Below are 13,728 nucleotides of genomic sequence, written 5' to 3' on the forward strand. Positions count from 1 at the left end.
TCATGAAGACCACCGACATCCGCATCGCCGGCCTCGGCACGTACATCCCGGAGATCGTCGAGGCCCGCAAAGCCGTCGCTCTGGGCCTGTACGACGCCGACGACTACGAGTTCTACGGCTGGACCGGTGCCGCGGTCGCCGACGACATGCCGGCTCCTGACATGGCGGTCGCGGCCGCCCGGCAGGCCGTCGGACGCTCCGCGCTGCACCCGCACGACATCGACCTGCACATCCACGCCTGCGGCCACGAGCAGGGCCCCGAGGGCTGGTCGCCACAGCACTACATCCTGCGCCACCTCACCGACCGTGACGTGCCCTCGTTCCGGGTCTGGCAGGCGTGCAGCGGCCTCATCGGCTCCCTGGAACTGGCCGCCTGCTACCTCAAGGCGGTTCCCGAGCGCGGTGCGGCTCTGCTCACCGGCGCCGACAACGTCGGCACCCCCAACTTCAACCGGTGGGCCTTCGGCATCCAGAACGGAGTCCTGGGTGACGGCGGCAGCGCCGTCCTGCTGTCGAAGTCCGAGGGATTCGCGAGCCTGCTGTCCATCAACACCGGCTCCACCGCCGAGGTGGAGGAGCAGTACCGCGGGACCGAGGCACTGTTCCCGCCGTCGTTGACGGTCGGCCGCAGCATGGACTTCAAAGAGCGCCTGGCCGCCGCGGGCGGGCTGGAGGAGACCGTCGCCGAGGTCGTGCGCCGTCAAGGAGAGCTGCGTACGGAGATCGCCCTGCGCACCTTGGCCGAGGCCGGGTTGGAGCCGGGCGATGTCACCCGTGTCTGCCACGTCTTCACCGGCCAGGAGAGCTACTTGAAGGTCATCCTCGACCCGATGGGCCTCTCCACCGACCTGGGCCTGCTCGACTTCGGCCGCAATCTGGGCCATATGACGGTCAACGACCAGATTGTCGGCCTGACGCACCTGGTGGAGACCGGGCAGGTCGCCCCCGGGGACCACGTCCTGATCGTGGCCCATGGCGGCGGGGTGTCCATCACCTGCGCCGTCGTGCGCATCGACGAGCGGCCCGACTGGGCCGCCGCCTGATCACCCACAACCCGTCCGCCGGCCCGTCACCGGGCCGGCGGACGGCATATCCGCTGACTCGCACCGCTGTCCCCGGGGGGTACCCGTGCAGAATCTCGCCTCATCGCCCTTGCTGGACGCCGAAGCCCTGATATCCACCTTCGGCCTGCTGGGCATCATGGCCACCGTCTTCGCCGAATCCGGCCTGATCGTCTGCTTCTTCCTGCCCGGTGACTCGCTGCTCTTCACGTCCGGGCTGCTCGTCTCCAACGACCAGATCCTTCATCAGCCCTTGTGGCTGGTCATGCTCGCCATAGCGGTGGCGGCTGTTCTGGGGGATCAGTTCGGCTATGCCTTCGGCCGCAAAGTGGGCGGCGCACTCTTCCGGCGCCCCAACTCCCGCTTCTTCAAGCAGGAGAACGCCGAACGGGCCGAGCAGTTCATGCAGAAGCACGGCCCCAAGGCGCTGGTGATGGCCCGCTTCATCCCTGTCTTCCGCACCTTCATCCCCATCACAGCGGGCGTGGCGCGCATGACGTACCGCACCTTCTTCCTGTTCAACGTGATCGGTGCGGTGCTCTGGTCGGTCAGCCTGACCCTGGTCGGCTACTACCTGGGGCAGATCGCCTTCGTCCGGGACAACATCGAAGCCATCGTCATCCTCATCGTCCTCGTGTCCGGCATCCCGATCATCGTCGAGGGCATCCGGATGCGGCGCCGGGCGCGTGCCGCGAGCCGCCAGACCCCCGCCACACCTTCCGCAACCGTCGAAACGGAGCTTCCCCGTCCATGATCTCCGCACAAGAATTCTGCGACCTGCTGGCCGATCGCGGCTTCACCATGGCCAGCGGTGTCCCCTGCTCCCACTTCGGCGGACCGATCGCTCATCTCAGCACCCGGTCCGGCCGTTATGTGCCCGCCCCCAACGAAGGCAGCGCCCTGGCAGTGGCAGCCGGTGCCGCCCTGGGCGGTCGGCGCGCCTATGTGATGCTGCAGAACTCCGGTCTGGGCAACCTCATCAACCCGCTCACCTCACTGGTGATGACCTACCAGTTGCCGATCCTGACCTTCGCCAGCCTCCGCGGCTGGCCCGACCCGGCCACGGACGAGCCCCAGCACGCGGTGATGGGACCGGCGACTCCGGGGCTCCTCGACAGTGTCGACACCCCTCATCACACCTTGTACGCCGAGGACGGGGTGAAGGAGTTCTCCACCCTTCTGGCGGCGGCGGAGAAGGATCTGGCCGCACAGCGGGCGCCGTTCGTGCTCGTGGAGCGCGGCGCCATCGGCAAGGCCACCGCGGCCAACGAACCGCACACCACCGGGCTCCCGGCCGCCGAGGCCATCCGGATCGTCACAGCTGCCGCACCACAGGCGGCGGTCGTGGCCACGACCGGGTTCACCGGCCGTGACACCTTCGCCGTGGCGGATTCACCCGGCAACTTCTACATGCAGGGCTCCATGGGCCATGCCTCCTCCCTCGGTCTCGGCGTCGCGCTGACGCATCCGGAGAGGACCGTGGTGGTCCTGGACGGGGACGGCGCTCTGCTGATGCACCTGGGCGCGCTGTCGATGATCGGAAACGAGGAGCCCGCCAACCTGATTCACGTGGTGCTCGACAACCGGGTGCACGAGTCGACGGGAGGGCAGGCGACCACCTCGGCGACCACGTCCTTCCCCGAGATGGCGAAGGCCGCCGGCTATGCCAGCGCGGTCGACTGCGACGGTGAAGACGCCCTGCGGGCCGCGATGCTGGGGGCCCAGGCCGCTTCCGGCCCGCACATGATCTGCGTCAAGACGCTGCCGCGCACGGGGACGATCCCGCCGCGTGCGACCAACGCGCTCACCACGCTGGACATCCGGGACCGTTTCCAGAGCAACTTGCAGTAGTAGTAAGGCTGTTGCCGAAGGGCCGGTGTGCCGCGCGGACGCGCGGCACACCGGCCCCCGGTTCGTGACGGTCGGCGGCCTCAGGCGCCCTGCGGCGTGGTGGGCCGGTCGGCCTCTGCCTGAAGGCAGGCAGCGACCGTCTCAGGGTCCAGGGCGGCCAGGCTGGCGAACATACGCAGCGGCTCAGCCAGGGTCTGGCAGCACATCACGTACTGGTTGCTGCGTCCCTTGGGGACCGCCTCGACCAGGTCCTGCTCCCGCAGGGGAGCGAGGTGGTGGCTGACCAGTGTCTGACTGAGACCGGTGGCCTCCTGCAATTCCTTGACCGTACGGGGACGTTGGGCGATCAGCAGGATCAGCGTCAGCCGGGTTTCGTCCGCCAGGGCCCGCAGTTTGGGTGCCAGCATCTGCGCCCGCTCGCGCTCGCTGAGCCACTGGGCAGGATCACTGACCGCCACCCTGAGCTTCGATGGCCGGGCCATCGCCACCTCCCTGTCACCCGCGGGTCGGCCGTGTGGCCCGAGCCCCTCCCTGAGTGGGAGACCGGGTCGGGCTGTGGACTCGATCCTACGCACTGCTGCCTCCCGGGTCTTCAGGAGGCGGCGGTGACATCGGCGCTGCCGCCGGGTGCGGCGGCCTCGGGCTGCGCTGGGGCCTCGTCCTCGGCGACACGAGCCCGCGGCAGGATGAACGCGGCGGCCAGCGCACCGGCGGCAGCGACACCGACAGCGATCAGCAGGGTGGCAGCGAAGCCACCGACGAACGAGTGCTGCGCGGCATCCAGCAGACGCTGGCCGGCAGCGCCGTCGAGCTTCTGGGCGACCGCGGACGCACCCGTCAGCGACTCGTTCACCGCCTCCCCGGCCTCTCCGGGGAGCTGTGCGGCCGAAGGCAGGTCGTCGCGGTAGAGCGTGGTGATCACACTGCCGCTGATGGCGATACCGAGCGCGCCGCCGACCTGCATGCCCACATCCGCCACGGCAGAACCGGCGCCCGCCTGACGGGCCGCGGAAACGACGAGGATGGCGTCCACGGCGGCGGGCAGGGCGATGCCCATGCCCAGACCGAACACGGCCAGCCCGATCAGCGCCTGCACCTCGTCGTCGACGCCGAGCCCGGCCAGGACGCCCAGTCCCGCGGCGCACAGCGCCAGCCCGAGGACCACCGTGGCCTTCAGCCCCGTGCGTTCCACCAACTTCGCCGACAGCGGCGCGCCCACCATCATCGTGCCGATCGCGAGCATGCGCAGGCCCGCGCCCAGCGGGTCCAGTTCGAGAACCGACTGCAGGTACTGGGTGAGCAGATACAGGCCGCTGTAGAGGCCGAAGGAGGTGCAGGCGATGGCCAAGGCGCCTCCGCCGTAGCGGGCGTTGAGGAACAAGCCGACGTCGAGCATCGGATGGGCGGTGCGGCCCTCCCACACGACGAAGGCGACCATGAGAGCGACACCGAGGAGGAGGGAACCCACGGTGACGACGTCGCCCCAGCCGTTGTGCGGGGCCTCGACGAGGCCGTAGACGATGGCGACCAGTCCGGCCACCGACAGTAGCGCGCCGACAAGGTCGAGACCGGGGTGGTCCTCGGCCTTGGACTCGGGGATCAGCTTGGCTCCGCCGATCAGGGCGATGGCCGCCAGGGGCACGTTGATCAGGAACATCGAGCCCCACCAGAAGTGCTCCAGCAGCAGGCCGCTGACGAGGGGACCGAGCGGGACACCGACGGCGGCCGCACCCGACCAGATGCCGATCGCTTTGCCCTGCTCCTCGCGCGGGAACACGTCCTTGATGATGGCGAGGGTGGCGGGCATCATCAGCGCCGCGGAGACGCCCATCAGGGCGCGGAAGGTGATCAGCGTCTCGGCGTTGGACGCGAAAGCGGCACCCAGACTGGTCAGGGCGAAGGCCGCCAGCCCCACCGACAGAAGCCGTTTGCGGCCGAACCGGTCGGACAGGCCGCCGGCCATGAGCAGCAGTCCGCCGAAGGCCAGGGCGTAGGAGTCGACCATCCACTGCAGTTGGCTGCTGGTGGCGTCCAGGTCCTTCTGGATGCTGGGCAGAGCCAGGTTGAGGATGAGGGTGTCGAGGCCGATCAGTACCAAGCTCAGGCACAGGATGTTCAGGATCTGCCATCGTCGCGGATGGCCGGCGGAGCGGTTCACTTACTTCTCCTCAAGCGCAAAGGTAGGCGCCCCGTAGGGCGGCCGGGGTCGGCCATGCCCGCGGGGGTTGGGCGAGGCAGCCGACCACCGGCCAGGGAAAACTAAACAGCAGAAGCCGTTATCAACAGCCGACACTGTTGATAACGGCCGCCTTTTGGCGCTAGTTCAAGCCAGATGGCTCGTCTGCTCCCCCAGCGCGACCCCAACTCCCGCCGCCCGGCACTGCCGTGCACGTCAGACGCGAAACGGACTCCCTGCCGCCGCACGGCAACCCGGAAGCCCCGCGATACCTGACGCCGCATCACTCCGCAGCAGCTCAACCGGGATGACCTGCGACTGGGCACACTCTTACGCTCTTTGACACCGATCGACCCATCAGCGCTGAAGATGGCGGGATTGCTTCGGTATCGAACGCGAGACCCTCGAATACTTTGACCGTCATCGATAAATTGAGCGAGAAGCAGTACGGGGGAGCCCGCAGAGGGCTTCTGCAAGGGGGACCCGGGGGCTGGGACGCATGCGTACATCCAGTAGGCAACGATTCACACCCATATCACCGTCGGCACGGCGGTAGCCCGGCAACTCCTTCTTCTGTCACGGAACTCCGTGCGTGGCGGCACGGTCCTGACATCACCTCAGACACCACCGCATTCGCGCGGCAGGGCGTTCGGCGCGCCTTCTGCTGCGCCCGCAAGGCGCGAACCGTCTCCGGCGACGGCAGTTCCGCTCCTTTTGACGCATTTGAAGGGGAGATCGATGTCAGTCTCTGCTCAGCCACGCCTTGCTCTGGTGGGCGACCGGGGCAACCACGACGAGCCGTCCCACCCGAAGATCGACGCGATGCGTGAGCAGTGGGACCTGGCCACTGAGTGGATCCCGACCACGGACATCCACGAGCCCTCCGTCCTGGACGGCTTCGACGGAGTCTGGGTGGTACCCGGGGCTCCCTATTTCAACCAGAAGGGCGTGCACCTCGCCGTACGGCACGCACGGGAGAACCAGCTGCCGTTCCTGGGCACCTGCGGCGGCTTCTTCAGCGCTCTGATCGAACACGCGCAGAACGTGCTGGAGTTGCCGGACGCGATCGGGGTCGACGAGGACCCCGAGAAGCTGATGCCCCTCGTCACCCCGCTGAAGTGCTCCTTCCGCGGCGAGAAGGCTCCGCTGACGGTCAAGGAAGGCTCCCGCCTCGCCGAGATCTACGGAACGACCCAGGTCGAGGAGATCTTCCACTGCGACTACGGGCTGACCGACACGTTCATGGACGCCGCCCATCAGGGCTCCCTGCAGCTGAGCGCCTGGGACAGCGACGAAGCCCCGCGCGCACTGGAGATCGCGGGGCATCCATTCTTCCTCGGCACCCTCTTCCAGCCTGAGCTGTCCTCCGCACCAGGAGCCGAGCACAAGATCCTCAAGGCTTTCCTGACCGCCGTACGGACCAAGGCGGGTGCGCTGCCGGCGCCCACTGTCTGACCACACAGCCGACTGCTTCGACAAGGCCGTGCGGCACGTCCGCACGGCCAGGGCACCGCCATGCCCGCCTCGTCCCGCACCGGGCGGAAGGATCCCCAGTCTTCATGAAGCACGACCAGCCCGACCTGTCCCGGCGCGGCTTCGTCCGCGGCAGCGTCCTCAGCGGCGTGGGCCTCGGAACCCCTGCCCTGCTTCCGGTGGTTTCGGCACACGCCACCGAGGCATCGGCCGAAGCGGAGGGGCACTCCTCAGGCGCCTGCCGGCCGGGCACGGATTTCACCGAGCAGTCAGCTGCCCTGACTCCGGACAGGACCGTCGCCACGGCCTGCCAGTTCTGCAACTCCAACTGCCGACTCAACGTCGACCTCAAAGCGGGCCGGGTCCTTGCCGTGCGCGGCGAGGAGCGCGACCCCGTCCAGCACGGGCAGGTGTGCGTCAAGGCCGAGCTGATGCCCCAGCTCGTCTACAACCCAGAACGCCTGACCCGCCCACTGCGCCGCATCTCCGGTGCGAAGGGATCACCGCACTCCCAGTTCGAGGCCGTGAGCTGGGAGGAAGCCCTTCGTGTCATCGCGAGGAAGTTCCTGGCCCTGCGCGACGCAGGCCAGGCGCACACCATCGCCAACCGCACCACGGGCCGGATGCCCCGCGGCACCGGATCCCTCGTGGCGCGCCTGTTCGCGATGCTGGGCAGCCCCAACAACACCGACGTCGGCCCGGTCTGCAACGACGCGGGCGGCAACGCCCTGGCAACGACCTTCGGCCTGGGCAACTTCACCAACGGCTACGGGGTCGACGGCGCAACCGGCGAGGACGACCTCGGTTCAGCCCGCCACTACCTGTTCCTGGGCACCAACCAGGCCGAGACCCACCCGGTGACCTTCGACTACCTGCTGCGCGGCCGGAAGAAGACCAAGGCCACCCTGACCGTCGTCGACCCCCGCCTGACCCCGACCGGAGCCGCGGCCGACCGGTGGGTGGCGCCGAAGCCGCACACCGACTTCGCGCTGCTGCTGGCCATGCTCCATCACATCGTGGCGGAGGAGCTGTACGACAAGACGTTCGTCGAGCGGTGGGTGGTCGGCTTCGACGAACTGCGCGCGCACCTCGCCGAGCACCGGTACACCCCCGAGTGGGCAGCGAAGGTCACCGGTGTCGAGGCGGCCGTCATCACCGAGATGGCCGTGGAATACGCGACGGCGAAACCGGCGGCCATCTTCTGCAACGCCGGGATCTCCCACCAGCTCGGCGCCTTCGACACCTACCGGGTGACAACGTTCCTGGCCGCGATCACCGGCAACATCGGGCGACCGGGCGGTGGCTGCAACTTCATGCACAACACCTGGCCCGGCGACCTGCGTCTGCCGCCGCTCGCGGCCCCGGTACCCGACCGGCACCAGGCCCTGCCGGTCGGCCCGGACTACTTCGCCGAGTCCATTCTCACGGGCAGCCCCTACCGGTTGCGCGCCGTGATGACCCAGGGCAACCCGCTGGTGTCCTCCGCCAACACGACCAGGGTCAAGAAGGCGTTCGAGCAGCTCGACTTCTTCGTCTACACCGGGCTGTTCATGGAGGAGCCCGCGTACTACGCCGACATCATCCTGCCGGTCTGCAGCGGACTGGAGATGGAAGGCGTCTACATGCGCCGCGACGACCGGGCCATCCGCTGGCAGGACCAAGTCGTCGACCGCGTGGGCGAGTCCCGGCCCGACTGGGAGATCTGGGTGGGTCTCGCGCACGCCTTGGCGGAACTGGACACCCGCCGTCCCGCCGCCGAGTGGCGTGCGGCGTTCCCGAAGCGGTGGATGGACTACCGGCAGTTGTGGAGCGACTTCATCGCCCACACCCCCGGAGCGGCGGGGATGACGCGGGACAGGATGCGCCGGCGCACGGAGCCGCTGCGCTGGCCGTGCCCCACCGAAGACCACCCCGGGGTGAGCACCCTCTACCTGGACCACCCCCGCTGGTACGAGGCCGCCGAATCCCTGGACCCGGCCCATCGCGGCAAACGCTTCCTCACGCCCAGCGGCAAGGTGGAGATCACCACCCCCGCTCTGGAGAAGAAGCTGGCAGTCACCGGTCACAGCGCTCTGCCGGTCTTCTACACCCACCCCGAGGTCACCGGCAGGAACCCGACCCTGGCCTACAGCCGCAAGTTCGTCACCAACCCCCTCAACCCGCAGGCGGTCACCCATCCGGTCCGACTGGGTGTACCCGGAAGCGACTCGGTGCACCGCGACTTCCCACTGATGGGCATGACCGGCCGGCCCAGCGTCGTCCACTTCGCGGAGATCACCCACTGGACCCGGACGGGCAAGCAGCTCAACGGCATCCGCTTCATCCAGATCCACCCCGACACCGCCCGCCGCGCGGGCGTCTCCGACGGCGACGACGTACGTGTCGAGAGCCCCCGCGGATCGGTGACCGGCACGGCCCTGCTGTGGGAGGGGATCAGGACGGACACCGTCTTCGTGCCCAACACCTTCGGTCCCGCACAGAAGGTGGGCGACGTCTTCGACGACCCCCGCTACGCGGCGGCCAACACCCTCCCCGACGACGGCTTCTACGACAACCTCTCCGGCCAGCAGGCCTTCAAGTGCTTCGCCTGCCGCGTCGTCAAAGCCTGACCACCACACGCCCGACCCCTCTCGGAGGTACTGCATGCCCGCCACTCCTGATCCGCGCCTCAAAGCCGAGTCCCTCACCGTCCGCACCCTGACCGGTTTCGACGAGACGGTCCGTGTCCTGGGGTCCAAGAGCTACACCAACCGGTACCTGGCCATCGCTTCCCTGTCCGGGCAGGAAACGGCGATCGACAATGCTCTGCTGTCCGATGACACCGTCTACCTCGCTCGCGCCGTCGAGGCGTTCGGCCACGTCACCTGCGAGATAGACCACGCCGCCGCCCGCATTCTCGTCACGCCCACGGGCGAGGCGATGCGCGCTCCGGCCGAGGAGATCTTCGTGGGCGGCGCGGGCACACCGCTGCGCTTCCTGATCTCCATGGCCGGGCACGCCGAGGGCACGACGGTCATCACCGGCAACTCCCGCATGCAGGAACGCCCCATGGGAGACCTGCTCGAGGCGCTGCCCCCGCTCGGCGTCGACGCCACCGCCGTACGCGGCAACGGCAGCCCGCCCGTCCGCGTCGTCGGCGGCTCCTTCCAGGGCGGAACCACCTCCATCAGCGGCGCGGTGTCCAGCCAGTTCACCTCCAGCCTGATCATCAACGCGCTGCGCGCCCGGACCGACACCGAGATCACCATCAGCGACGACCTGGTCTCCAAGCCGTACGTGGAGATGACCCTCGCCGCGCTGAAGGAGATGGGCGTGGACGTGGACCGGGACGGCTACCGGCGCTTCACCGTCCCGGCCGGGCAGAAGGCCCGCGGTGGACAGGTGACCGTCGAGCCGGACGCCTCCGGCATGTCCTACTTCCTGGCCGCGGCCGCCCTCCTGCGGTCCCGGGTCGTCATCCCGGGAATCGGCCAGGGCTCCCACCAGGGGGACGTCCATCTCGTCGAGGCACTGGAACGGATGGGCTGTCGTTCCGAGGTCACCGATGACTCGATCACGCTGACCGGCGGGCCTCTGCGCGGCATCGACATCGACATGGAGGCCATGCCCGATGTGGTGCCCTCCCTGGCGATCGCCGCCGCCTACGCCGAGGGCACCACCCGCATCACCAACATCGCCTCCCTGCGCGTCAAGGAGTGCGACCGCATCGCCGCCGTCACCACGGAACTCCGCAAGATGGGCATCGACGTCGAGGAGCACGCCGACGCCATGTACATCACCGGCGGCACCCCGCACGGCGCGGTCATCGACACCTACGACGACCACCGCATCGCCATGACCTTCGCCATCGGCGGCCTGCGCACCGAGGGCGTCGTCATCAAGGACCCCGGCTGCGTCGCCAAGTCCTTCCCCACCTTCTGGGAGACCCTCGACACCCTGCACCCCACCCTGGAGAGCACGAAGTGAGCGCGCCCGAACCGGTGCTCGCCGGGCGGGGCGTCCTGCTCGTCCTCGACGGATGGGGCGCCGCCCCGGCAGCCGAGGACAACGCCCTGGCGCTGGCGCACACCCCGGTCCTCGACGACCTGGTGGCGCGCTTCCCGAGCACCCTGGCCGAAGCCTCCGGCGGTGCCGTCGGTCTGCTCCCCGGGACCGTCGGAAACTCCGAGATCGGCCACATGGTCATCGGAGCCGGACGGCCCCTGCCGTACGACAGCCTTCTGGTCCAACAGGCCATCGACACAGGTGCTCTGCGAACGGACCCGCAGCTGGGTGCCCTCTTGGAGAAGACCGCCACCGCCGAGCGCGCACTGCACCTGATCGGACTGTGCTCGGACGGGCAGATCCACGCCCACGTCGAGCACCTCGGCGAACTGCTGGCCGCCGCCCACGCACACCAGGTGGGGCGCGTGTTCATCCACGCGATCACCGACGGACGGGATGTCGCCGACCACACCGGCGAGTCGTACTTGGCGCGGGTGACCGAGATCGCCGCTGAAGCCGGGGCCGGACAGATCGCCACCGTCATCGGCCGGGGTTACGCGATGGACAAGGCGGGCGACCTCGACCTGACCGAGCACGCGGTCACCTTGGTCGCCGACGGGCGGGGCACTCCCGCCGACAGCGTCCACGCGGCGGTCGCCGCCACCGACCGCGGCGACGAGTGGGTCCCCGCCACCGTGCTCACGACCGCCGAAGGGGCTTCGGTCGCCGACGGAGACGCGGTGCTCTTCTTCAACTTCCGCAGCGACCGCATCCAGCAGTTCGCCGACCGTCTCGGTGAGCATCTGGCGCACACCGGCCGCTCGGTGGAGATGCTCAGCCTGGCGCAGTACGACACGCGCGCCGCCATCCCCGCTCTGGTGAAGCGGGCGGACGCCTCCGGCGGCCTGGCCGACGAACTCACCGCGGCCGGGCTGCGCAGCGTCCGCATCGCCGAGACCGAGAAGTTCGAGCACGTCACCTACTACGTCAACGGCCGTGACGCCACAGTGCGCGACGGCGAGGAGCACGTGCGGATCACGGCAGACGGCAAGGCCGACTACGTGGCGCGTCCGCAGATGAACCTGGACCGCGTCACCACCGCCGTCGTCGAGGCCGCCCATCGCAAGGACGTCGACCTGGTCGTCGCCAACCTGGCCAACATCGACGTGGTCGGACACACCGGGGACCTGGCCGCCACCGTCCTCGCCTGCGAGGCGACCGACACCGCGGTCGGCCAGATCCTCCAGGCGGCCCGGGACAGCCACCGCTGGGTCCTCGCCGTCGGCGACCACGGCAACGCCGAACAGATGACCAAGCAGGCACCGGACGGCACCGTGCGGCCCTACGGCGGACACACCACCAACCGGGTCCCGCTGGTCGTCGTCCCCCTCACGAACGGCACCTCGGAACCCGTGCTGCCGGAGTCGGCCACGTTGGCCGATGTCGCCCCGACCCTCCTGCGCCTGCTGGGACACAAACCCGGATCCGCCATGACAGGAAGGCCTCTGCTGTGAGTCCACCTGCCACCACCGATACCCCGTGGCATCGAACTCCCGTCCCGTCCGACTGCCTGGAAAAGCCTCACATCGCCGCCGCCCTCGCAGAGGACACCCTCGTACGCAGGCTGGACTCCGGTGGCGTCGAAGGAGTGCTGCACGAAGCGCCCGACCGCTCCCGGGCGGTGCTGGGTCTGCACAACCCGACCTCGGCCGAAGCCCGGATCAACCTCGATGCCCTGCTGCCCGAACTCGCCGACTGCACGTGGCACTTCCTCAGCGGGTCCATGCACACCAGTCACGCCGCCGACGGGATGTACGTCCATCTGCCGGTCTCCGGCACGGTCTGGCTGACGGCGGCCTCCTAGGAGACGGCCGTCGGTCCGGGCGCCCGCGCCCGACCACCCGCGTCGGTGCCGACGACAGGAGACGTCGTCGGCGCCTCGCAAGATCCACCGCAGCCTGCGTGAGGCAGCCCCCGAGGGTCCGCTGCCTCGCCTTCTCTTTCAGGGCACCGCCAACCCCGAAGGATTCGACATGAGTTACGTACGAGCCGGAGCGCCCCCGGGAGCCGGCGCGCTCTTCGCCCGTTGTACGCCGCTGAGGAACAAGCCGCCCACGCGGACAGTCGGCCACGGCCCTCCCTTCGCTCCGGATACCGGAACGCCCAGCGTCGGCAGGACCGACCGGGATGTCCCCCTCCCCCGTCCAGGACTCGCCCGACCGTCACACCGGTGACCGGCCAAGGGGCGTCGCAGGACGTCTCGTTCCACCTCATCACACAGACCACGGTCACATCCGAAGGAAGGTCCTCAGCAGTGTTCACCAAGAATCACCGCCGCGCTTGCCTCGCCGCCACGGCTCTTGCGGCCCTTACCCTGGCAGGCTGCGCCGACGGCGGGGGAAGCGATGCGCTGCAGGTCAGCGGATCGACCACCGTGGCGCCGGTGGCCGCCGACGCGGCCCAGGACCTCAAGGCAAAGGGCCTCGACATCACCGTGGCCACCCAGGGCGGTTCGGCCGGCGGCATCTCCCAGCTCGCCTCCGGGCAGATCAACATCGCCATGAGCTCGAAGCCCCTGGGCAAGGAGGACAAGGCCGCAAGCCCCGGAACCAAGTTCCACTCCACGCAGATCGGCGCCGACGCCGTCGGGGTCATCGTCACCAAGCGAGTGGCCGACGCCGGCGTCAAGAACCTCACCGCCGAGCAGGTACGCGGCCTGTTCGAGGGGAAGATCACCAACTGGTCCGAGGTCGGCGGCCCGAACCTCAAGGTCTTCGTCTACGACAAGGAGCCGGGACGCGGGACGCGGGAGGTCCTCGACAAGTACCTCTACGGGGACGGGAAGGCTCCGGCGCCGCCGAAGTCGGGCAACTTCGCCGTCGTGGGCGGCAATCTGGAGACCCGCAACAAGCTGGAGTCCACGCCCGGTGCCGTGGCGCCGCTCTCCACCAGCTTCGTCGAGGGGCGCAAGGGTCTGGCCGCGGTGAACCTGGACGGCATCGAGCCGTCTCCGAAGAACATCGCCTCCGGCAAGTACCCCATGGCACGGCCGCTGTTCTTCATCACCGACGGCGAGCCGGACGGTGCGTCCAAGAAGTTCATCGACTACACGCTGACCGCCAAGGGCCAGGCCCTGATGACCAAGCACGGCTACCTGACCCTCAAGGAAATCGGGAAGTAGCC

General features: G+C 69.0%; 11 protein-coding genes. 9 read left to right on the plus strand and 2 right to left on the minus strand.

Going from position 1 to position 13,728, the window contains the following annotated elements; translation table 11 throughout:
- Window positions 1–2 precede the first annotated feature (2 nt).
- The 3 genes from HFV08_RS11145 (at window position 3) to aepY (ending at window position 2,912) form a co-directional block, all read left to right on the plus strand.
- Entirely contained in the window at window positions 3–1,043 is a 1,041-nt protein-coding gene (locus HFV08_RS11145; RefSeq protein ID WP_168538341.1) for a ketoacyl-ACP synthase III family protein, read from the plus strand.
- 85 nt (window positions 1,044–1,128) lie between these two features.
- Window positions 1,129–1,815, plus strand: coding sequence for a DedA family protein (locus tag HFV08_RS11150; RefSeq protein WP_040250545.1), 687 nt, complete (start codon window positions 1,129–1,131; stop codon window positions 1,813–1,815).
- Entirely contained in the window at window positions 1,812–2,912 is a 1,101-nt protein-coding gene (aepY, locus tag HFV08_RS11155; protein ID WP_040250548.1) for a phosphonopyruvate decarboxylase, read from the plus strand. Before HFV08_RS11150 ends, aepY begins: the two co-directional genes overlap by 4 nt.
- 80 nt (window positions 2,913–2,992) lie before the next feature.
- On the opposite strand, the gene HFV08_RS11160 is transcribed toward aepY, so the two are convergent.
- The gene (locus tag HFV08_RS11160) at window positions 2,993–3,394 is read right to left on the minus strand and encodes an ArsR/SmtB family transcription factor (RefSeq protein ID WP_040250551.1); all 402 of its coding nucleotides are present in this window, start codon (window positions 3,392–3,394) and stop codon (window positions 2,993–2,995) included.
- A 110-nt stretch (window positions 3,395–3,504) separates the two neighbouring features.
- Complete coding sequence (locus HFV08_RS11165) at window positions 3,505–5,070, minus strand: MFS transporter (protein ID WP_040250555.1); 1,566 nt, start codon at window positions 5,068–5,070, stop codon at window positions 3,505–3,507.
- Window positions 5,071–5,826: 756 nt separating this feature from the next.
- Between HFV08_RS11165 and HFV08_RS11170 the strand changes: the two genes are divergently transcribed.
- From HFV08_RS11170 to HFV08_RS11195, 6 genes are all read left to right on the plus strand, one after another.
- Window positions 5,827–6,543 carry a glutamine amidotransferase-related protein gene (locus tag HFV08_RS11170; RefSeq protein WP_168538343.1) on the plus strand — a complete coding sequence of 239 codons (717 nt, stop codon included), beginning with the start codon at window positions 5,827–5,829 and terminating at the stop codon, window positions 6,541–6,543.
- A gap of 104 nt (window positions 6,544–6,647) precedes the next feature.
- Window positions 6,648–9,170, plus strand: coding sequence for a molybdopterin-containing oxidoreductase family protein (locus HFV08_RS11175; protein WP_168538348.1), 2,523 nt, complete (start codon window positions 6,648–6,650; stop codon window positions 9,168–9,170).
- Between the two features lie 34 nt (window positions 9,171–9,204).
- Entirely contained in the window at window positions 9,205–10,527 is a 1,323-nt protein-coding gene (aroA, locus tag HFV08_RS11180) for a 3-phosphoshikimate 1-carboxyvinyltransferase (protein WP_168538350.1), read from the plus strand.
- Window positions 10,524–12,059: a 2,3-bisphosphoglycerate-independent phosphoglycerate mutase gene (gpmI, locus tag HFV08_RS11185; RefSeq protein WP_168538352.1), complete on the plus strand. Its 1,536-nt coding sequence runs from the start codon at window positions 10,524–10,526 to the stop codon at window positions 12,057–12,059. Before aroA ends, gpmI begins: the two co-directional genes overlap by 4 nt.
- Window positions 12,056–12,409, plus strand: a complete 354-nt coding sequence (locus tag HFV08_RS11190) for a hypothetical protein (protein WP_168538354.1) — start codon at window positions 12,056–12,058, stop codon at window positions 12,407–12,409. The genes gpmI and HFV08_RS11190 overlap by 4 nt, the downstream gene beginning before the upstream one ends.
- Window positions 12,410–12,859: 450 nt before the next feature.
- Window positions 12,860–13,726 carry a phosphate ABC transporter substrate-binding protein gene (locus tag HFV08_RS11195; protein WP_040250572.1) on the plus strand — a complete coding sequence of 289 codons (867 nt, stop codon included), beginning with the start codon at window positions 12,860–12,862 and terminating at the stop codon, window positions 13,724–13,726.
- The last annotated feature ends 2 nt before the right edge of the window (window positions 13,727–13,728 follow it).

The organism is Streptomyces physcomitrii (genome assembly GCF_012273655.1).
GTDB classification, from domain to species: domain Bacteria; phylum Actinomycetota; class Actinomycetes; order Streptomycetales; family Streptomycetaceae; genus Streptomyces; species Streptomyces physcomitrii.

Bases quoted from the DNA above. Each gene is read 5' to 3' on its own strand.
- HFV08_RS11145 (WP_168538341.1), top strand. From the start codon at position 3: ATGAAGACCACCGACATCCGCATCGCCGGCCTCGGCACGTACATCCCG.
- HFV08_RS11175 (WP_168538348.1), top strand. From the start codon at position 6,648: ATGAAGCACGACCAGCCCGACCTGTCCCGGCGCGGCTTCGTCCGCGGC.
- HFV08_RS11160 (WP_040250551.1), bottom strand. From the start codon at position 3,394: ATGGCCCGGCCATCGAAGCTCAGGGTGGCGGTCAGTGATCCTGCCCAG.
- HFV08_RS11170 (WP_168538343.1), top strand. From the start codon at position 5,827: ATGTCAGTCTCTGCTCAGCCACGCCTTGCTCTGGTGGGCGACCGGGGC.
- aroA (WP_168538350.1), top strand. From the start codon at position 9,205: ATGCCCGCCACTCCTGATCCGCGCCTCAAAGCCGAGTCCCTCACCGTC.
- aepY (WP_040250548.1), top strand. From the start codon at position 1,812: ATGATCTCCGCACAAGAATTCTGCGACCTGCTGGCCGATCGCGGCTTC.